At 72.6% G+C, this 19,228-nt stretch carries 15 protein-coding genes and 1 tRNA gene; 7 read left to right on the top strand and 9 right to left on the bottom strand.

Annotated features, from left to right (window positions below; translation table 11 throughout):
* The first annotated feature begins 124 nt into the window (after positions 1 to 124).
* From MKK64_RS14795 to MKK64_RS14775, 5 genes are all read left to right on the top strand, one after another.
* On the top strand, positions 125 to 2,476 hold the full coding sequence (locus MKK64_RS14795) for a sensor histidine kinase (RefSeq protein ID WP_147843073.1): 2,352 nt from the start codon (positions 125 to 127) through the stop codon (positions 2,474 to 2,476).
* Complete coding sequence (locus MKK64_RS14790) at positions 2,473 to 3,843, top strand: sigma-54-dependent transcriptional regulator (protein WP_147726345.1); 1,371 nt, start codon at positions 2,473 to 2,475, stop codon at positions 3,841 to 3,843. Before MKK64_RS14795 ends, MKK64_RS14790 begins: the two co-directional genes overlap by 4 nt.
* A gap of 222 nt (positions 3,844 to 4,065) precedes the next feature.
* Complete coding sequence (gene hfq / locus MKK64_RS14785) at positions 4,066 to 4,320, top strand: RNA chaperone Hfq (protein WP_066925253.1); 255 nt, start codon at positions 4,066 to 4,068, stop codon at positions 4,318 to 4,320.
* Positions 4,321 to 4,462: 142 nt separating this feature from the next.
* Positions 4,463 to 5,869, top strand: coding sequence for a GTPase HflX (gene hflX, locus MKK64_RS14780; RefSeq protein WP_147843072.1), 1,407 nt, complete (start codon positions 4,463 to 4,465; stop codon positions 5,867 to 5,869).
* 26 nt (positions 5,870 to 5,895) lie between these two features.
* Positions 5,896 to 7,170: an adenylate/guanylate cyclase domain-containing protein gene (locus tag MKK64_RS14775; protein ID WP_147859538.1), complete on the top strand. Its 1,275-nt coding sequence runs from the start codon at positions 5,896 to 5,898 to the stop codon at positions 7,168 to 7,170.
* A 96-nt stretch (positions 7,171 to 7,266) separates the two neighbouring features.
* On the opposite strand, the gene MKK64_RS14770 is transcribed toward MKK64_RS14775, so the two are convergent.
* The 6 genes from MKK64_RS14770 to MKK64_RS14745 all read right to left on the bottom strand — a co-directional run bounded on the left by MKK64_RS14770 (position 7,267) and on the right by MKK64_RS14745 (position 14,245).
* Complete coding sequence (locus MKK64_RS14770) at positions 7,267 to 8,823, bottom strand: SulP family inorganic anion transporter (RefSeq protein ID WP_243935679.1); 1,557 nt, start codon at positions 8,821 to 8,823, stop codon at positions 7,267 to 7,269.
* 11 nt (positions 8,824 to 8,834) lie between these two features.
* Positions 8,835 to 9,545, bottom strand: a complete 711-nt coding sequence (locus tag MKK64_RS14765; RefSeq protein WP_147730031.1) for a carbonic anhydrase — start codon at positions 9,543 to 9,545, stop codon at positions 8,835 to 8,837.
* Positions 9,546 to 9,760: 215 nt separating this feature from the next.
* Positions 9,761 to 10,054: a hypothetical protein gene (locus tag MKK64_RS14760; protein WP_147729318.1), complete on the bottom strand. Its 294-nt coding sequence runs from the start codon at positions 10,052 to 10,054 to the stop codon at positions 9,761 to 9,763.
* A gap of 366 nt (positions 10,055 to 10,420) precedes the next feature.
* Positions 10,421 to 12,676: a xanthine dehydrogenase family protein molybdopterin-binding subunit gene (locus MKK64_RS14755; RefSeq protein WP_243935678.1), complete on the bottom strand. Its 2,256-nt coding sequence runs from the start codon at positions 12,674 to 12,676 to the stop codon at positions 10,421 to 10,423.
* Entirely contained in the window at positions 12,669 to 13,751 is a 1,083-nt protein-coding gene (locus tag MKK64_RS14750; RefSeq protein WP_243935677.1) for an FAD binding domain-containing protein, read from the bottom strand. Before MKK64_RS14750 ends, MKK64_RS14755 begins: the two co-directional genes overlap by 8 nt.
* Positions 13,748 to 14,245, bottom strand: coding sequence for a (2Fe-2S)-binding protein (locus tag MKK64_RS14745; RefSeq protein ID WP_147844299.1), 498 nt, complete (start codon positions 14,243 to 14,245; stop codon positions 13,748 to 13,750). The genes MKK64_RS14750 and MKK64_RS14745 overlap by 4 nt, the downstream gene beginning before the upstream one ends.
* A gap of 225 nt (positions 14,246 to 14,470) precedes the next feature.
* Here MKK64_RS14745 and MKK64_RS14740 point away from each other — a divergent pair, with 225 nt between their 5' ends.
* Together MKK64_RS14740 and MKK64_RS14735 are read left to right on the top strand one after the other, a co-directional pair.
* Positions 14,471 to 15,616 carry a sensor histidine kinase gene (locus MKK64_RS14740; RefSeq protein WP_243935676.1) on the top strand — a complete coding sequence of 382 codons (1,146 nt, stop codon included), beginning with the start codon at positions 14,471 to 14,473 and terminating at the stop codon, positions 15,614 to 15,616.
* Positions 15,617 to 15,749: 133 nt separating this feature from the next.
* A complete protein-coding gene (locus tag MKK64_RS14735) occupies positions 15,750 to 16,148 on the top strand; it encodes a hypothetical protein (protein ID WP_243935675.1) in 399 nt (132 codons plus the stop codon).
* Between the two features lie 403 nt (positions 16,149 to 16,551).
* Here MKK64_RS14735 and MKK64_RS14730 read toward each other — a convergent pair whose 3' ends face one another.
* The 3 genes from MKK64_RS14730 to MKK64_RS14720 all read right to left on the bottom strand — a co-directional run bounded on the left by MKK64_RS14730 (position 16,552) and on the right by MKK64_RS14720 (position 19,166).
* Positions 16,552 to 18,189: a DEAD/DEAH box helicase gene (locus MKK64_RS14730; RefSeq protein WP_243935674.1), complete on the bottom strand. Its 1,638-nt coding sequence runs from the start codon at positions 18,187 to 18,189 to the stop codon at positions 16,552 to 16,554.
* 63 nt (positions 18,190 to 18,252) lie between these two features.
* Positions 18,253 to 19,011, bottom strand: coding sequence for a precorrin-6A synthase (deacetylating) (gene cobF, locus MKK64_RS14725; protein WP_243935673.1), 759 nt, complete (start codon positions 19,009 to 19,011; stop codon positions 18,253 to 18,255).
* Between the two features lie 78 nt (positions 19,012 to 19,089).
* A tRNA-Met gene (locus MKK64_RS14720) sits at positions 19,090 to 19,166 on the bottom strand.
* Positions 19,167 to 19,228: the final 62 nt, after the last annotated feature.

Raw genomic sequence — 19,228 nt, 5'->3', positions numbered from 1 at the left:
GGCCCGGGGTCCAAGCGCGCGCGGAGGCCGAAGCGTCGCGGCCGGAGCGCCGGGCCCGCGGCGCGACCGGGCGAATGCCCGATTCGTAATAATTTCGCCACACTGTGGTGGCTCTGCATCAGCCATGCCGTTTCTGCGATCCAGGACTTCGGAGGCCCCGTCGGCGAGGCCCGACGAGGGCGGTGCCTCCGTCCCCGACGCGCTGCGGGCGGGGCCGCGCGGGCCCGGCTGGATCGGCGCCGGGGTGGTCGTCACCGCCCTGATCTCGGCGATCGCCACCTTCCTGGTGCTGGCCGGCGTCATCCGCGTGACGCCGACGCCGACGATCGGCGTCACCCTGCTCGCCATCAACGTCGCCCTGGTGCTCGGGCTCGCGGTGATCATCGCCTGGGAGGCGCGGGTCTTCCTGCATGCGCGGCGCGCCAACGCGGCGGTGGCCCGGCTCCACACCCGCATCGTCGGCCTGTTCTCGCTGATCGCGATCCTGCCGACCTGCCTGCTGGCCGTCGTCGCCTCGGTGACGATCGACCGCGGCCTCTCCCTCGGCTTCACCGACCGGGTCCGCGACGTGGTGCTGAAATCCGTCGAGGTGGCCGACGCCTACCAGGAGAACCAGTGCCAGTCGCTGGCGCGCGAGATCCGCATCCTCAACGACGACCTGACGCGGGCGCGGCCGAACTTCGACGTCAACCGCGACTGGTTCGAGGGCTTCCTCACCACCCGCGCGACCAATCTCGGCCTCCCGGTCGCCCAGATCATGCGCGGGCCGAACGAGGTGGTGGCGCGCGCCAAGATCGACGTGCTCAAGACGACGCGCCTGCCCTCGGCTGCCGCCTTCGAGGACGCCGCCAAGTCCAGCGACCCGATCTGCCTGCTGCCGACCGAGGGCCGCGTCTTCGCGGCGATGTTCCGGATGCCGGCCTACGACGACGCGGTGCTGCTGGTGCAGCGCGAGGTCAACCAGCTCGCCATCGACTTCCCCGGCGTGTCGCGCGCGGCGGCGGCCGAGTACCTCACCTATGATTCGCTGCGCACCTCGATCCAGGTGACCTTCGCCTCGATCTTCGTGCTGATCGCGCTGATCGCGCTGCTCTCGGCGGTGTGGTTCGGGATGAACTTCGCCAACCGCTTCGTCGCCCCGATCCGCCGCCTGATCAACGCCGCCGACCAGGTCGCCTCGGGCAACTTCTACGCTCAAGTTCCGGCGCGGAAGACCGACGGCGACCTCGCCCATCTCGGCGAGAGCTTCAACAAGATGACGCAGGAGCTGCGCCGTCAGCATGCCGGGCTGACCGCGGCGAGCGACCTGATCGACCGCCGCCGGCGCTTCACCGAGGCCGTGCTGTCGGGGGTCTCGCCCGGCGTCGTCGGCGTCGATGCCGCTGGCTTCGTCACCATCGCGAACCCGGCCGCCGAGCGGATGCTCGATCTCGCCGACGGCGCGCTCGTCGGCCAGCGCCTGTCCGACGCGGTGCCGGAGCTCGCCCCGCTCCTGCCCGGCGCCGAGGGGCGCCAGCGCGCGCAGGCGCACCAGATCCAGCTCACGCGGGGCGGGCGCGAGCGCACCATCGCGGTGCGGGTCACCAGCGAGCAGGCGCAGGGCGGCGCGCGCGGCTTCGTGGTGACCGCCGACGACATCACCGACCTCGTCTCGGCCCAGCGCACCTCCGCCTGGGCGGACGTCGCGCGCCGCATCGCCCACGAGATCAAGAACCCGCTGACCCCGATCCAGCTCTCGGCCGAGCGCATCCGGCGCAAGTACGGCAAGGTCATCACCGCCGACAAGGAGGTGTTCGACCAGTGCACCGCGACGATCATCCGCCAGGTCGACGAGATCAAGCGCATGGTCGACGAGTTCTCCTCCTTCGCCCGGATGCCCAAGCCCGCGATCGCCGAGAACGACCTCACCGAGATCGCCAAGCAGAACCTGTTCATGATGCGGGTGGCGCACCCCGACATCGACTTCGCCTTCACCGCGCACGGCCTCGGCGGCACCGGCACGGCGGAGGCCGAGAAGATCACCGCGGCCTTCGACATCCGCCTGCTGAGCCAGGTGATCACCAACATCCTCAAGAACGCCGTCGAGGCGGTGGCCGAGGTGCCGGAGGCCGAGCTCGGCAAGGGCAAGATCGGCTTGAGCCTCACCGTCGAGGAGGGCTTCGCCACGATCGCGGTGACCGACAACGGCAAGGGATTTCCCGTCGAGGGGCGCCAGCGCCTGCTGGAGCCCTACATGACGACCCGCGAGGGCGGCACCGGCCTCGGGCTGGCGATCGTGAGCAAGGTGCTGGAAGAGCACGGCGGCGGGATCGAGCTGAACGACAACCCCGCCGGCCGCGGCGGCCAGGTGCGCATGCGCGTGCCCCGCGCGCTGTCGCCGGCGGACGACGCGGTCGCGGGCCCGGCCCGCCCCAACCCTGACGAGAAGGGCGCCGCGACGACGGCCCCCCGAGAGATTGCGGAGATGCAGCCATGAGCGCCGATATCCTGGTGGTCGACGACGAGGCCGACATCCGCGACCTGGTCGCCGGCATCCTCGACGACGAAGGCCACCGCTCGCGCACCGCGGGCAGCTCCGACGAGGCGCTCGCCGCGATCGAGGCGCGCCGCCCCCACCTCGTCTTCCTCGACATCTGGCTGCAGGGCTCGCGCCTCGACGGCCTGCAGGTGCTCGACCTGATCAAGGCGTCCCACCCGGACCTGCCGGTGGTGATGATCTCGGGCCACGGCAACATCGAGACCGCGGTCTCGGCGATCAAGGCAGGCGCCTACGACTTCATCGAGAAGCCGTTCAAGGCCGACCGGCTGATCCTGGTGGCCGAGCGCGCGCTCGAGGCCTCGCGCCTGCGGCGCGAGGTCCGCGACCTCACCGCGCGCTCCGGCACCGCCAACCGCATCGTCGGCGGCTCGGTGGCGATCAACCAGCTGCGCCAGACGCTGGACCGCGTCGCCCCGACCAACGCCCGGGTGATGATCACCGGGGCGCTGGGCTCCGGCAAGGAGCTCGCCGCGCGCGGCCTGCACAAGGCCTCGGCCCGGGCGAGCGGGCCGTTCGTGCTGCTCAACGCGGCCGCGATCCTGCCGGAGACGATGGAATCGGAGCTGTTCGGGGTCGAGGCCGGCGGCGAGCAGGGGAGGCGGGTCGGCGCGCTGGAGGAGGCGCATGGCGGCACCCTCTACCTCGACGAGGTCGCCGACATGCCGCGCGAGACGCAAGGGCGGATCCTGCGCGTCCTCGTCGACCAGAACTTCCAGCGCGTCGGCGGCACCACCCGCGTCCACGTCGACGTCCGCATCATCTCGTCCTCCTCCCGCGACCTCGCCGAGGAGATCGCCGCCGGGCGCTTCCGCGAGGACCTGTTCCACCGGCTCTCGGTGGTGCCGATCCGCGTGCCCTCGCTCTCGGAGCGCCGCGAGGACGTGCCGGAGCTGATCCAGTTCTTCATGGACAACATCTCGGCCCAGACCGGGCTGCCGCGCCGGGTCATCGGGCAGGACGCGATGGCGGTGCTGCAGTCGCACAACTGGCCGGGCAACGTGCGCCAGCTCAAGAACAACGTCGAGCGGCTGATGATCCTGACGCAGGCCGACCCGGACCAGGAGATCACCTCGGAGATGCTGCCCTCCGAGATCGGCGCCCTGGTGCCGACGACCCCGAACGGCGCCGGCGGCGAGAAGCTGATGAGCCTGGCGCTGCGCGAGGCGCGCGAGATCTTCGAGCGCGAATACCTCGTGGCGCAGATCGCCCGCTTCTCGGGAAACATTTCCCGGACCGCCGAATTCATCGGCATGGAGCGCTCGGCCCTGCACCGCAAGCTGAAGTCCCTGGGGATCGGCCCCTGAGCGCCTTGCGGGCGGATGACGGAAGCGGTGAGAAGCAACCCCCGTTCGTCGCGTGCGGAGCCGGTTCGGGTCTTGCATCGGCGCCGGAATTGAACCTGTAATGCACGATTCCGCTCCGCGGCGGGCTCCTCAAGACCAGCGCTGCGGCGGCAGGATCGATGCCGCGGATAGAACGAAAACCCGCTCCCGAAGGCGGGCGCCAAGACAACAAAGGACAAGAAGATGGCGGCCGAACGCGCACAGAACCTGCAAGACACCTTCCTCAACCATGTCCGCAAGAACAAGATTCCGTTGACGATCTTCCTCGTCAATGGCGTCAAGCTGCAGGGCGTGGTGACTTGGTTCGACAACTTCTGCGTGCTGCTTCGCCGCGACGGCCATTCCCAGCTCGTCTACAAGCACGCGATTTCGACGATCATGCCGGGCCATCCCGTGCAGCTGTTCGAGCCGGACGAGACCGCCCCCGAGAAGGCGTGACCGGGCGCTCCTGACGCGCGGCCGGCCCCGGTCCGCGCGAGCGTGTTCCGCGCCATCTTGGTTCGCCGGCCGCTCAGCCCCATCTGAGGGGTTCCGAAACGCATCACGCCGCCGCCCCGACGGGCGGCGGCTCAAGGATTCCATGACCGAGACGCTGACCTCCGGCGAGGCCCGACTGCAGGCGATGGCCGCGCCGGAAGGCGAGATCGCCGCCGCGACCCACACCCTCGTCATCGGTCCCTACCTCAGCCGCACCGCGGCCGCGTCGCCGCACGGGCCGGCGCCGGTCTCGCGCTCGACGCAGGCGCGGCTGGAGGAGGCGGTGGGGCTGGCCGCCGCGATCGAGCTCGACGTGGTCGAGGCGATCCCGCTCAGCCTCGCCCGCATCCGGCCCTCGACCTATCTCGGCAAGGGCCGCGTCGAGGAGATCGCCGGCCTGATCAAGGCGAGCGAGATCGGCCTCGTGGTGATGGATTGCGCCCTGTCGCCGGTGCAGCAGCGCAACCTCGAGAAGGAATTCGGCGCCAAGGTCATCGACCGTACCGGCCTGATCCTCGAGATCTTCGGCCGCCGCGCCTCGACGCGCGAGGGCACGCTCCAGGTCGAGCACGCCCACCTGGCCTACCAGAAGTCGCGGCTGGTGCGGTCCTGGACCCACCTGGAGCGCCAGCGCGGCGGCTTCGGCTTCCTCGGCGGCCCCGGAGAGACCCAGATCGAGGCCGACCGGCGCATGATCCAGGAGCGCATGACGCGGATCGAGCGCGACCTCGACGCCGTCACCCGCACCCGCGGCCTGCACCGGCAAAGCCGGGCGCGCGTGCCCTACCCGATCGTGGCGCTGGTCGGCTACACCAATGCCGGCAAGTCGACGCTGTTCAACGCCCTGACCAAGGCGCAGGTGGTGGCGCAGGACATGCTGTTCGCCACCCTCGACCCCACCGCCCGCGCCACCAAGCTGCCGCACGGCGAGACCGTGATCCTGTCCGACACCGTCGGCTTCATCTCCGACCTGCCGACCGCCCTGATCGCCGCCTTCCGCGCCACGCTGGAAGACGTGATCGAGGCCGACATCCTGCTCCACGTGCGCGACGTCGCCCACGTCGATTCCGAGGCGCAGGCCGAGGATGTCGGCACGGTGCTGGGCGAGCTCGGAATCGAGATGTCGGCCGACCGGATCATCGAGGTCTGGAACAAGGCGGACCTGCTCGACGAGGGCGAGCGCACGCGCCTCGCCAACCTCTCGGCCCACGACCGCAACGACCGCGACGGCGCCGCACCGGTGCTGGTCTCGTCGCTGACGGGGGAGGGGCTGTCGGCGCTGACCGCGCGGATCGAGGCGCGCATCGCCCGCGCGCGCTCGACCTTCGCGGTCATCCTCGGCCCCGAGGAGGGCGCGGCCCTGCACTGGCTCTACGAGAACGCCGAGGTGCTCGACCGGCGCATGGAGGAGGGCGGCACGCTGCACCTCGCCATCCGGATCGCGCCGGAGAAGGAGCCGCGCTTCCTCAACCGCTTCGGCGGCGCCCGCCGGCTCAGCCGGGCCGGGTAGTCCCGACCCGCGCGGGCACCCGCCTCATGCTCGACGACAGGGCCGCACAGCGCGCGCAGGACGAGAACACCGTCCTGCGGCTGATGCAGCGCGCCACCGGCGGTCGCCTGCTGGTCCTGCGCGTGGTGATCGTGCTCGTGCTGCTGATGGCGGCGCAGGTCTACGACGGCTCGCTGCACGCGCTGAGCCACTGGTTCATCCTCGGCCTCTATGCGGCGGGCTCGGTCTGGTTCGGCCGGGCCGAGCGCGGGGAGGGGCGCCACGCGGAAGGCTTCGCCTGGGCCGGCACCGGGCTGAACGCCGGGCTGGCGATCTACGTCCTCGTCGAGCACATGCTGGCGGGCGCCGCCGACGATGGCGGGGCCGCCGACGCGGTGAGCCGGCTGCCGGCCTTCCTGCTGCTGCTGCAGACCGCGCTCAGCATGCGCGTGTGGCACGCGGCCCTGTTCTCCGGCACGGTCGTCTTCGCCTGGGGCGCCGCGATCCTCGTCGGCCTCGTCAACCCGGCCGGCTTCCTCGGCCCGCATGTCGATCTCGGCGAGCAGGTGCCGGGGCTGCTGACCTTCCTGGCCGCGAGCGTCGTGGTGGTCGACGGGGTCGCGCGCCTGCGCCACGCCGCCGGCGAGGCCGTGCGCCTCGAGCACGAGCGCACGCAGCTCGCCCGCTTCGTTCCCGACGGCGTCGCGACCGAGCTCGCCCGCGACGGCGACCTCGGAACGGCACGCCGGCGCCATGCCTGCCTGCTGGCCCTCGACGTCCGCGGGTTCTCGCGCTTGAGCCGCGAGCACCCGCCCGAGGCGATGGTGCGCGCGCTGCTCGCCATCCGCGCCCTGGCGCATGCGGCCGTGACCGAGCACGACGGCATCGTCGACAAGTATGTCGGCGACGCCGTGCTGGCGCAGTTCGTGGTCGGTGGCCCGGTGGCGCAGGCCCGCGGCGCGCTGGCCTGCGCCCGCGCGATCCGCACCCGGCTGTCCGCCCTGAACCGCACCCGCGCCGAGGCCGGCGACTTCCCGCTCCGCGTCGTCGTCGCGCTCCATGCCGGCGACCTCCTCGTCGGCGTCTTCGACGACGGGCTGCGCGCCGAGTACACCGTGCTCGGCCCGGCGATGAACACCCTCGCCCGCCTCGAGACCCGCGCCAAGGCGGCTGATCTCGACGTCGCCGCCTCCGAGGATTTCCTGCGCCTTCTGGGGCCCGCCCTCCCGGACGGCGCGCGGGCGGTGCCGGTGGCGGAGGCGGGGGCCCTGCAGCCGCCCCTCTTCGCGATCGCGGATGCCGCCGTCCCGGCGGACGCGTAAGGCCGGAACGCGCGGGCTCGGGCACGCGATGAGCCGGCACCGCTCGCGCGATGCCGGCTCCGTCGTTCCGTCCCCTCGTTCCCGCGTGTCCGCCGCTCAGTCCTTGAACGGTGCCGCCACGGCCGCGACGAGCTTCTCGTGCGGCCGGCCGAACCCGCCGACGACCGACACCCGCGTGCCCGAGGCGGCGCGCCGTCCCGCCCAGTCCCCGATCATCTCCAGGCAGGTGTGGTCGATGTGGGCGAGGTCCTTCGTCCCGAGGCGGACCTCGCCGCCCTCGGGGGTCCGCTCCAGCGCCTCGGTGAGGTGCGGGAGCTGCAGGAAGGTGGCCGAGCCCGAGAGGCGCAGTTCCGGCACCCCCGCCACCTCCGTCGCCGCCGCGTGCTCGATCCGCAGGCGGCCCTTGCGCAGCGTAGGAATGACCTGGAGCAGGCTGAGCCCGAGCCCGACCAGCACGCCGGTGAGCAGGTCGGTGGCCACCACCATCACCATCGTCGCGAGCCAGATCGCGGCGGTGAGCCAGCCGTAGCGCGCGTGCAGGTGGACGGCGTGGTGGGGCCCGATCAGGCGCCAGCCGGTGACCACCAGGATGCCGGCGAGCGCGGCCGTCGGCACCAGCTTCAGCACCCAGGGGAGGGCGAGCAGGAAGGCGAGGATCCACGTCCCGTGCAGCACCGTCGAGGCCCGCGTCGCCGCGCCGGCCTGGACGTTGGCCGAGGAGCGCACGATCACCCCGGTCATCGGCAGGCCGCCGATCAGGCCGCAGATCAGGTTGCCGACGCCCTGCGCGCCGAGCTCGCGGTTGTACTGCGTGCGCGGCCCGTCGTGCATCCGGTCGACGGCGGCCGCCGACAGCAGGCTCTCGGCGCTGGCGACGGCGGCGATGGTCAACGCCATCACGATCATCGTCGGCTCGAGCAGCCGGCCCCACTCCGCCGCCCCCGGCATCGACAGGGTGGACAGGATCGCGTCCGGGACCTCGATCCGCTTGACCGCGAGGCCGCCGAGCCCGGCGACCGCGGTGCCGGCGAGGACGCCGATCAGCGCGCCGGGCACCATCCTCATCCGCGCCGGCCGCAGGCGTTCCCAGGCGATCATCGCCGCGATGGTGGCGAGGCCGACCGTGACGGCGCCGACGCGGTTGCCCTCGCCCGTGACGAAGTCGAAGAACGCGGCCGGGATCGCCACGAGGTTGTCGAGGCCCGAGGCCAGCGGCAGGGCGTCGGTGAGCACGTGGACCTGGCCGAGCACGATCAGCAGGCCGATGCCGGCGAGCATCCCGTGCACCACCGCCGGCGAGATCGCGCGGAACCATCCTCCGACCCGGAGCGCGCCGGAGGCGACCTGGACCGCGCCGGCGAGCACGAGCACCGGGCCGAGCATCCCGAGCCCGTGCTGGCGCACGAACTCGAACACGATGACGGCAAGCCCCGCCGCCGGCCCGCTGACCTGCAGCGGCGAGCCCGCGAGCAGTCCGACGACGATGCCGCCGACGATCCCGGTGATCAGCCCGCGCTCGGGCGGCACACCCGAGGCCAGGGCGATGCCCATGCACAGCGGCAGCGCCACGAGGAACACGACGAAGGAGGCCGGCAGGTCCCGCGCGAGGGAGGCCGGGAGGATGCGCGCTGGGAGCGTTTGGGTGGGTCGCATCGGCCCGGCCCCTACGCGGCCGCCTGCGGCGGCGCGTATTCCGGCGCCGCCATGCGCACGGCCGAGCCCTGGGCGACGGGGAAGTCGCCGGCGGAATCGAGGGCGTCGAGCGGCAGGAAGCGGCCGGCCTCGCCGTCATAGGCCAGCAGAATGCCGGTCTCGATCTCGAAGAACCAGCCGTGCAGCCGCAGCTGGCCCTTGGCGAGGCCCGCGGCCACGCTCGGGTGGGTGCGCAGGTTCGCGAGCTGGACGATCACGTTCTCCAGGGCGAGCGCCCGGTGGCGCTCCTTCGGGTCCATGTCGGCGGGATAGGCCTCGCAGACGATCCGCTCGGCCGCGTGGCTGTGCCGGAGCCAGGCGGCGACGTTGGGCATCCTCGCCAGGGCCTCGGGGCTCATCAGCCCCTTCATCGCGCCGCAATCGGAATGGCCGCAGACCACCACGTCGCGGACGCCGAGCGCCACGACGGCGTACTCGATCGCCGAGGAGACGCCGCCGGTGGCGGTCGAGAACGGCGGCACGATGTTGCCGGCGTTGCGGCAGACGAACAGCTCGCCCGGGCCGGCCTGGGTGATGTGCTCGGGCGAGACGCGGGAATCGGCGCAGGCGATGATCAGGGCCTTGGGCTGCTGCCCGTCCCTGACCAGCCGCTGGTACATCGCCTGCTGCCCCGGGAAGACCTTGTCCTGAAACTCGGAGATGCCTTGGATGATGTTGTCCACGAAGGATCCTCTTGCGCTGAAACGATGTGGGCGCCGACTCGCGGCGATCGCTGCGATGCCGGCACGGCGGGGCGCGTCCCGTCGAGCGGCGCCGCGACGGCGATCCCGTCGGCCCTGCGCGGCGCGGACGCGAGCGAGCCCGCGCGGGGGCGGCCGTGCGGGCTCGGATGTCGGGCGGGGCGGCGCCGGATGCCGGCGCCGGTCGGCGGATCGGATCAGCGGCGGCCGCGGGGGGCCGCGCTTCCGGACGCCCAGTGCGGCGAGACCACGTCGCGGCGCGCGACGGTGGCGCCGGGCATGTCGGAATACATCGGCGCGCCCAGGAGCTGCCCGGTGCGGTTGCGCTGCGAATGGGCGGAGCGGGGGTCGTGGTAGGGGTCGTTCACGTAGGAGCTCATGTGGCCGCCGCCGGCCGGCTGGCGGTCGCCGCCACCGCCCTCGCCGGCCCGAGCCGCGACGGGGAGGGCGAGAACGGCGGCGAAGAGCGCCGAGGCAACGATGCGCGTCATGAGATAATCCTTCCTCTCAAAGTTTTCTTCTGCAGGACATGCCGCCCTGCGCCGACGAGAAGAACATAACCAATGTCGTTCGACGAATATGTGTGCGGATGCACAAGTATATCAGACTATATTTAATCCGTTTCTCTTTCGACTTGGGTGCGGCGGCGCACGCGGACCGTCCGCTGCGACGAACGGAGCGGGATTAGACGCTGGCCGGCGCCGCCGCAGCCCTTCGGGAGCGCAGGCGACCTGCGGATCGCGGGTCGGGCCGAACGACGACGGAGGCCGCGCCGCTGAGCGACGGGCCTCCGGGAGGGCAGGGTGGTCGGGACCGGGTTCGCGCCGGCGTGGGCTGCCGGATCGCGACGGCGGGCGCTACCCGAGCAGCTTGTCCAGCGTGATCGGGATCTCGCGCACCCGGATGCCGGTGGCGTGCCAGACCGCGTTGGCGATGGCGCCGGCCGAGCCGGTGATGCCGATCTCGCCGACGCCCTTGATGCCGAGCGCGTTCACGTGAGCGTCGTCCTCGTGCACCAGGATCGCCTCCATGGCCGGCGTGTCCGCGTTCACCGGCACGTGGTATTCGCCGAGGTTGTCGTTGAGGAAGCGGCCGGTGCGGGCGTCCATCGCCGCGTGCTCGTGCAGCGCGAACGACATTCCCCAGATCATCCCGCCGTAATACTGGCTTGTGACCAGGCGCGGGTTGACGATGCGGCCGGCCGCGAACGCGCCGACGAGGCGGGTGACGCGGATCTGGCCGAGATCGGGGTCGACCTTCACCTCGGCGAAGACCGCGCCGTGGGCGTGCATGGCGTAGGTCTTGGCCGCCGCCGGATCGGTCGAGGCCTTCCCGGTCGCGGTGAGGCTCGCCCGTCCGGCGCGTGCCAGGATGTCGGAATACGCCTCGCTGCGGCTCTCGTCGTCGCGCCGGAAGAGTCGTCCGTCGCGGGCGACGAATCCGGCATTGCCCGCGCCGTAGAGCGGGGAGGCGGAATCGTTGGTGGCGAGGTCGGCGAGCTGCGCGATCACCGCCTGGCCCGCCGCGTGGATCGCCCCGCCCGCGGTGGCGGTGTGAGCCGAGCCGCCGGCGATGCCGGCGTTCGGCAGGTCGGAGGAGCCCATCCGGAAGGTCAGCCTGTCGAGGCCGATCCCGAGCCCGTCGGCGGCGATCTGGCCGAGCGCGGTCCAGGCGCCCTGCCCCATGTCGTGCGCGCCGGTCTCGATCAGGCCGGTGCCGTCGGCCCGCAGCTCGGCCTTCGCCTGCGCCTCGAACATCAGCGCCGGGAAGGTCGCGGTGCCCATGCCCCAGCCGACGAGGAGACCGTTCGCGTCGCGGGTCTGCCGCGGCGCTCTCGGCCGCGCCGACCAGCCGAAGCGCTCGGCGCCGCGGGTGTAGCACTCGCGCAGGGCCTTGGAGGAGAACGGCTTCCCGGAGATCGGCTCGACCTCGGCATAGTTCGCCAGGCGGAATTCCAGCGGGTCCATGCCGCAGGCCAGCGCCATCTCGTCGATCGCGCTCTCCAGCGCGACGCTGCCCGAGGCCTCGCCGGGCGCGCGCATGAACAGCGGCGTGCCGGTGTCGACCCGCACCGCCTGGTGCCGGACCGCGATGGCCGGGCTGGCGTAGAGGGTGTGCGAGACGCCGCCGGCCGGCTCGAAGAAGTCGTCGAACCGGCTCGAGGCCGTCAGCGTCTCGTGCTCCAGCGCCGTCAGCTTGCCGGCGTCGTCGGCGCCGAGGCGGAAGCTCTGCCGGGTCTCGGCGCGGTGGCCGACCGGGCCGTACATCTGCGCGCGCGCGAGCACCAGCTTGACCGGCCGGCCGACGAGGCGCGCGGCCATGCAGGCCAGGATCTGCGGGCCCGAGATCAGGCCCTTCGAGCCGAAGCCGCCGCCGAGGAACGGGCTCTCGATCCGGATGTTCTCCGGCGCGATCCCGAACAGCCCGGCGAGGCGCCCCTGGGCCATCGACATGCCCTGGCTCGGCGTGTGCAGCGTGAGCCGGTCGCCGTCCCAGGAGGCCACCGCCGCGTGCGGCTCCATGGCGTTGTGGTACTGGGCCGGGGTCTCGTAGGTCGCCGCGATCCGCCGGCTCGCGGCGACGAGGCCGGCCTCGACGTCGCCGTGGGTCTCCTCCGGGGGCTGGCCGACGCCGATGCCGGGGGGCGTGAACGGCGGCTCGGCGTCGAGGCCGATGCGCGGCGTCTCGGCCTCGTAGCGCGGGCTCAGCAGGCGCGCGCCCTCGGTGGCCGCCTCCAGCGTCTCGGCGATCACCACCGCGATCGGCTGGTTGGCGTAGCGGACGGCCGAATCCTGCAGCAGGTCGAGGCGGAAGATGAAGCCGTGGGGCTTGTCGTCCGGGTGCTGGGCGAGCGCCGGGGCGTTGTCCGGCGTCATCACCGCGACGACGCCCGGATGGGCCTCGGCCGCCGCCACGTCGAGATGGGTGACGCGCCCGCGGGCGATCCGGGCGACGCAGAGCGCCGCATGGAGGGTGCCGTCCGCGACGTTGTCGGCCGCGAAGGTCGCCCGGCCGGTGACCTTCAGCGGCCCGTCGCGCCGGGTCAGGGGCTGGCCCATGCTCGATCCGTGGCGGGCCCGCTGCGGCGCGGACGTCAATGCGATCTCAGCCATGGGCGGCTCCTGCCGGCGAAGGGGAGGGGACGGCGAAAGGGGCGGCGAACAGCGAGGCCGGCAGCGCCGGCAGGCGCTCCGGCGTGCCGGCGGCCGCCAGCGTCAGGGCCCGCACGAGGATGCGGCGGGCGAGCTCGATCTTGAAGGCGTTGGCTTCGCCCGACGGCTTGGCCTCGGCGAGCGCCGCGTCGGCGGCCTTTCGGAACACATCCGGGTCCGGCGCCTGGCCGGCGAGCAGGCGTTCCGCCTCCCGCGCCCGCCACGGCTTCAGCGCCACCCCGCCGAGCGCGAGGCGGGCCTCGCCGATCCGGTCGCCGTCGAGGCGCAGGCCGGCCGCGGCCGAGACCACCGCGAAGGCGTAGGAGGTGCGGTCGCGGACCTTGAGGTAGCGGGCATGGGCCGAAAACCCGGCCGCCTCCGGCGGCAGGCGCACCGCGACGATCAGCTCGCCCGGCGCCAGGTCGGTCTCGCGCTCCGGCGCATCGCCGGGCAGGCGATGGAAGTCGACCAGCGCCACCGCACGCCGGCCGCCCGCGCCCTCGATCTCGACGACGGCGTCGAAGGCCGCCAGCGGCACGCAGAAATCCGATGGGTTGGTGGCGATGCAGTGCTCGCTCCAGCCGAGCACCGCGTGCAGCCGCGTCGCCCCGCCGATCGCGGCGCATCCCGAGCCCGGCGCGCGCTTGTTGCAGGGGGAGGTGGCATCCGCGAAGTACGGGCAGCGGGTACGCTGCATCAGGTTGCCGGCGGCGGTCGCGGCGTTGCGCAGCTGCGCCGAGGCGCCCGCGAGAAGCGCCTCGGCCACCGCGGGATAGGTCTTGGCGAAGCGCGGATCGTGGGCGAGGTCGCTGTTGCGCACCAGCGCGCCGATGCGCACGCCGCCGTCGTCCAGGAACTCGATCCGGTCGAGGCCGGGGAGGCGGGTGACGTCGACGAGGCGGGCCGGCGTCACGACGCCGCCCTTCATCAGGTCGAGCAGGTTGGTGCCGGCGCCGAGATAGGCCGCTCCGGGCGCCTGCGCCGCCGCGATCGCCTCGGCGACGCTGACGGGACGGGTGTAGTCGAACAGGTTCATGCCGCGTCCTCCCGCATCGCCGCGCCGTCGCCGGCGCCCTGCGCGGCCAGCACCGCCTCACTGATGCCGGCATAGGCGCCGCAGCGGCAGAGGTTGCCGCTCATGCCCTCACGGATCCGCTCGGGATCGGTCCCCGCCTGCCCCTCCGTGATCAGCCCGACCGCGCTCATGATCTGGCCCGGCGTGCAGAAGCCGCACTGGAAGCCGTCATGCGCGATGAACGCCGCCTGCACCGGGTGCAGAGCGTCGCCGTCCGCCAGCCCCTCGATGGTGGTGACGGAGGCGCCGTCGAGGCTGACGGCGAGCGCGAGGCAGGCGTTGATCCGCCGGCCGTCGACCAGCACCGTGCAGGCGCCGCACTGGCCGCGGTCGCAGCCCTTCTTCGATCCGGTGAGATGGAGGCGCTCGCGCAGCAGGTCGAGCAGGGTCACGCGGGGATCCTCCAAGAGGACCTCGCGCACCGTGCCGTTCACGGTGAGCCTGAGAGGTATCATGCGATCTCCGGGCATGGCGCAGCTGGGATGGCGCAGCTTGGAATGAAACCAGATAGGATCGTGCGGTGCGAAGGCCAGGGGACGGACCTTCGCGCGGCGAGGGCAGGGGGCGCGGCAGCGCGCAGGGCGGGGGCAGGGAAGGGGGCGCGAACGGGAACGGCGCGGGCAGGGCGGTCCGCAACGTGCGTCGCCTCCCGCACCCATCCCTGCTACCCTCCCCGCGTCATGAGCGATCACCATCCGGACCTGAGCTACCGCCTCCGCCAGCAGGCGATCCTGTCCGAGTTCGGCGTCGAGGCCCTGCGCGGCGAGGACGTCGACGCGCTGCTGCAGCGGGCGACCGAACTCTGCGCCGAGGGCATGGGCGCCGAGTTCTGCAAGGCGCTGGAGCACCTGCACGACGAGGACATGCTGCTGGTGCGCGCCGGCGTCGGCTGGGGACCGAACGTCGTCGGCCACGCCCGCGTCGGCGCCGACCTCGCCTCGCCCGCGGGCTTCGCCCTCAAGACCGGCCGGCCGGTGATCTCCAACCACCTCGAGAACGAGAACCGCTTCCGCACGCCGCAGATCATGGCCGAGCACGGCATCCGCCGGGCGATCAACGTGCTGATCGAGAACCGCGAAGGCGCCTTCGGGGTGCTCGAGGTCGACGATACCCGCGAGGGCATGTTCACCGAGGCCGACATCGCCTTCATGCAGGGCTTCGCCAACCTGCTCGGCGGCGCGATCGAGCGGCAGCGCACGGAGGGGCTGCTCAAGCAGGCGCTGGCGCGGCAGGACCTGCTCGTCCGCGAGATGAGCCACCGGGTGAAGAACAGCCTGGCCATCGTCGCGAGCCTGCTCGCGCTGCAGGCGCGCAACGCCGACGACCCGGCCGTGCGCGACGCCCTGATCGACGCCCGCACCCGGGTCGAGGCCATCGCCGGGGTCCACGACCAGCTCTGGCGCCAGGGCGACACCACGCCGGGCGAGATCGACCTCGCGCAGTTCCTGGAGACGTTGACGGCCAACCTGCAGAGCAGCGCGCCGAACCACCGCATCCGCTGCAGCGCCGAGCCGCTGCGGGTCTCGGCCGACCGGGCGATCCCGATGGGATTGATGGTCAACGAGCTCGTCACCAACGCGATCAAGTACGCCTATCCCGACAGGACCGGGGAGGTGCGCGTGGGCGCCGCCTGCACCGGCGCGGCGCTCGTCCTCGACGTGTCGGACGACGGCGTCGGCCTGCCGGCGGATTTCGACATCGGCCGGGCCTCGGGCAGCCTGGGCATGCGCGTGATCGCGAACCTCGCCCGCCAGCTCGACGCCCGGATCGCGACGCCGCGCGGGCAGGGCGCCCGCTTCTACATCGAGATCCCGCTGGAGGCGTGAGACCGGTTCCGGCACGGTGGGCGCCGGAGGGCGCTGCGCGACCGCACGAAGATTTGCATCGGGGAGGCCGGTCATGCGTCATGCGCCGGACGCTGGCGCACCCTACGCTGCAGGCCGGATACGAGGAGATGCCATGCCCCGCGTCCCGGTCTTGACCCGCGTCCCGGCCATGCCCCGCTTGCCGATCGCCGCGCTCGCGGCCCTGTGTCTCGCCGCTCCCGCCTGCACGCGCCCGGCCCTCGCCACGCCGGCCGATCCGATTCCGCCGACCACGCTGACGCCGCCCGCGCCGCCCGCGCCTCCGCCGCCGGCCGCGTTCCCGCTGATGCGGGTGGTGCCGAAGGGCGAGGCCCGCACCATCGCGTTCTTCGCCTCGCTGTTCCCGGACTGCTCCTCGCAGGGCCCGGTGGTGATCCGCAGCCTGGAGCAGCCCCGGCACGGCTCGATCGAGCTGGCGCAGACGGATTCATTTCCCGTTACGGCGTGGGATCGGCGCTGGCGGCCTGCAACGCCCGCAAGGTGCCGGGCTTGAAGCTGACCTACACCTCGGAGGAGGGGTTCGAGGGGCTCGACACCTTCCGGATCTTCGTCATCAACGCCGACGGCACCGGCTACGAGTCCGACGTGCGCGTCACGGTGCGCTGACCGCATTCGATTCCGGCCGCCGACCGCCCGGGATCGCCTGCGGAAACACGCCCCTACAGGGTACATCCGCTATTCGCATAAGATATATTATGGAACTTAATAGACCGATGTCCCGGGGCGAGGGGGCTTCGGCCGGTCCCGAACCAGCTGGCATGCCAGCATCCGGCAGGATCGCCTTCACGGCCTCGGCGATCCGGGCCCGGCGGATCCAGGCGCGCGTCGTCCCGGGCGAGGGCGCTCCGAGCCCCCCTGCCCTCTACGCTTGCCCCGAGTCACGAACGCCCTCGGCATCAGGCGGCCAGCGCATCGGCCAGGCGGCGGACATCGGAGACGATGCGTCCGTCGGGGAAGCGGCAGGCCACCTCCTCCGAGGCCCGGCCGCTCGGGCGGATGCGGATCGACGCCGGGCACACCAGCTCGTCGCGGCGGTCCAGCGCTTCGGCGGCATCCATCGGCGCCGCGCGGCCGCCGCCGAGCCCGCGCCACCACTGCACCGCCTTGTCGCGGGCAAAGCCCGTCCGCTCCAGCGCGAGCCGGATGCGATGGGCGCCGTCGGAGCAGCGCAGCACGATGTCGAGGCCGTCCGCCCCGCGCTCGAAGCGCCAATCCGAGACCGGCCGCCAGCCGTCCGCGCGCTCGGACAGGATCGGCAATTCGTCGTCGGCCGCGGCCTCGTGCTTGGCGGACGCCGCGTCGTCCTCCGGTTCGATCCAACAAGGCTCGCAGGTCGAGGCGTTGAGCGCGATCAGCGCGCCGCAGCCGGGGCAGGGCTTGGCCCGCGCCAGCCCTTCCCTGCCCTTCACCGCGGCGGCGGTGCGGGCGGTGACCACGTCCACCGGGCCGTGCATCCGCACCAGGCCGGCATAGTCGAGGATCAGCGCGTCGCGCTTGCCGGGCGCGTTGCGCAGCGCGCGCCCGACCTGCTGCACGTAGAGCCCGGTGCTCTGGGTCGGCCGGAGCAGGGCGATGAGGTCGACCTCCGGCACGTTGAAGCCGGTGGCGAGCACGCCGACGGAGGTCAGGCAGCGGATCCGCCCGGCGCGGAAGGCCGCCACGATCCGGTCGCGCTCGCGCCGCGGGGTCTCGCCGGAGATCGTCTCGCAGGAATGGCCCTCCGCGCGGATCGCGTCGCGCACCGCGTCCGCGTGGCTGAGCCCGGCACAGAAGGCGAGCCAGGCCCGGCGCTCGCGGCCGTAGCCGACCATCTCCTCGACCGCGGCGCGGGTGATCCAGTCGCGGTTGACCGCCGCTTCGAGCTGGCTCGGGATGTAGTCGCCGCCGCGCTTGCCCACGCCGGCGACGTCGAGGGCGGTCAGCGTCGCCTTGGACAGGAGCGGGCAGAGATAGCCCTGCCCGATCAGGTCGCCGGCATCGACCTCGTAGACGATGCCCTCGAAGATCCGGCCCGCGCCTTCGTCGAGGCGTCCGCTGTCGAGCCGATAGGGCGTCGCGGTGAAGCCGACGACGCGAAGCTCCGGCCGCAGCGCCCGCAAGCCGGCGAGGAAGCGGCCGTAGCGGGTCTCGGCCGAGCGCGGGATCAGGTGCGCCTCGTCGACGATGACCAGGTCGCGCGGGCCGATCGCGTCGAGCCGGTCGGCGACGGATTGGATGCCGCAGACCAGCACCTGCGCCCCCGCCTCCCGCCGCCCGAGCCCGGCGGAGAAGATCCCGGCCGGCGCCTCCGGCCAGTAGCCGGTGAGCTCGGAGAAGTTCTGGGCGATCAGCTCCCGGCTGTGGGTGACGACGACGATGCGGGCGAGGGGATCCGCCTGCAGCGTCTCCCGCGCAAGCGCCGCGATCACCAGCGCCTTGCCCGCACCGGTCGGCAGCACGATCAGGCCGTCACGCAGGGGCTGCCCCCCTGCCCCGCTCCAGGCGGCGGCAAGCGCGTCGAGGCTGGCACGCTGGTAGGGTCGCAAGGTCAGCATGGCGCATGCTCTACCGCAGCCGGGCGCACGCGTCCGTGGCCCGTTCGCCGCGCCCGGCTGGGATCAGGGCGTCTCGGGCGGTTGCAGCAGGTAGACGTCCATGATCCAGCCGTGGCGGGCGCGCGCCGCGGCACGCTGCCGGCGGATCTCCGGCCCGACGGTGCCGAGCCGCCCGGCGATCAGGAGCTCGTCCGGCGAGCCGAGATAGGCACCCCAGTGGATCGTCAGCTCGGGATCGAGATGGTCGAAGCGCGGGTCGGCGTCGAGCATCACCACGACGCTGCCGACGCCCGGCGGCAGGCCATCGGCGATCGCGCGGCCCGTGGTGATGTGGACGGCCCCGCCGATCCGGTTCAGCGGGATGCGGTGGGCGGCCGCCAGCATCTGCACGCTGGAGATGCCGGGGATCACCGTATAGGCGAAGGCTCGGGCATCGCGGGCGAGGATGCGCTCGAGGATGCGCAGGGTGCTGTCGTAGAGCGCCGGATCGCCCCAGACCAGGAAGGCGCCGACCTCCCCTGCCCCGAGATTCGTCGCGATCAGGCCGCCGAGGAGGTCGGCCCGGGCGGCGTGCCAGGCCTCGACCGTGGCAGCGTAGTCCGCCGGCCGGCGCTCGCGCGGGGGATCCTGCGCCACGACCAGGCGATACGCCTTGCGGATGTGCCGGGCGCAGATCGTTCGGCGCAGGGCGACGAGGTCGTCCGTGTCGGCGCCCTTGTCGAGGACGAACACCGCGTCGACGTCGGCCAGGGCCCGCACCGCCTGGAGGGTGAGGTGCTCCGGATCGCCGGTCCCGATTCCGATAACGCGCAGGGTTCGCATGAGGCTTGACGAGGCTCGTTGACCGCGCACGACGAAGCCCGCGCCGTCGTGTCGGACGGCGCGGGCTTCATGCTGATTTGGTTGCGGGGACAGGATTTGAACCTGTGACCTTCAGGTTATGAGCCTGACGAGCTACCGGGCTGCTCCACCCCGCGCCAGGGTGCGTGCTGGTCCTGGTGTGTGGACCGGCACGTTCGGCGATCGTGGTGAGGGACTG

Origin of the sequence: Methylobacterium sp. E-025 (assembly GCF_022829705.1) — a bacterium.
Classification (GTDB): Bacteria; Pseudomonadota; Alphaproteobacteria; order Rhizobiales; family Beijerinckiaceae; genus Methylobacterium.
This window is presented reverse-complemented; position numbering and strand designations above follow the sequence as displayed.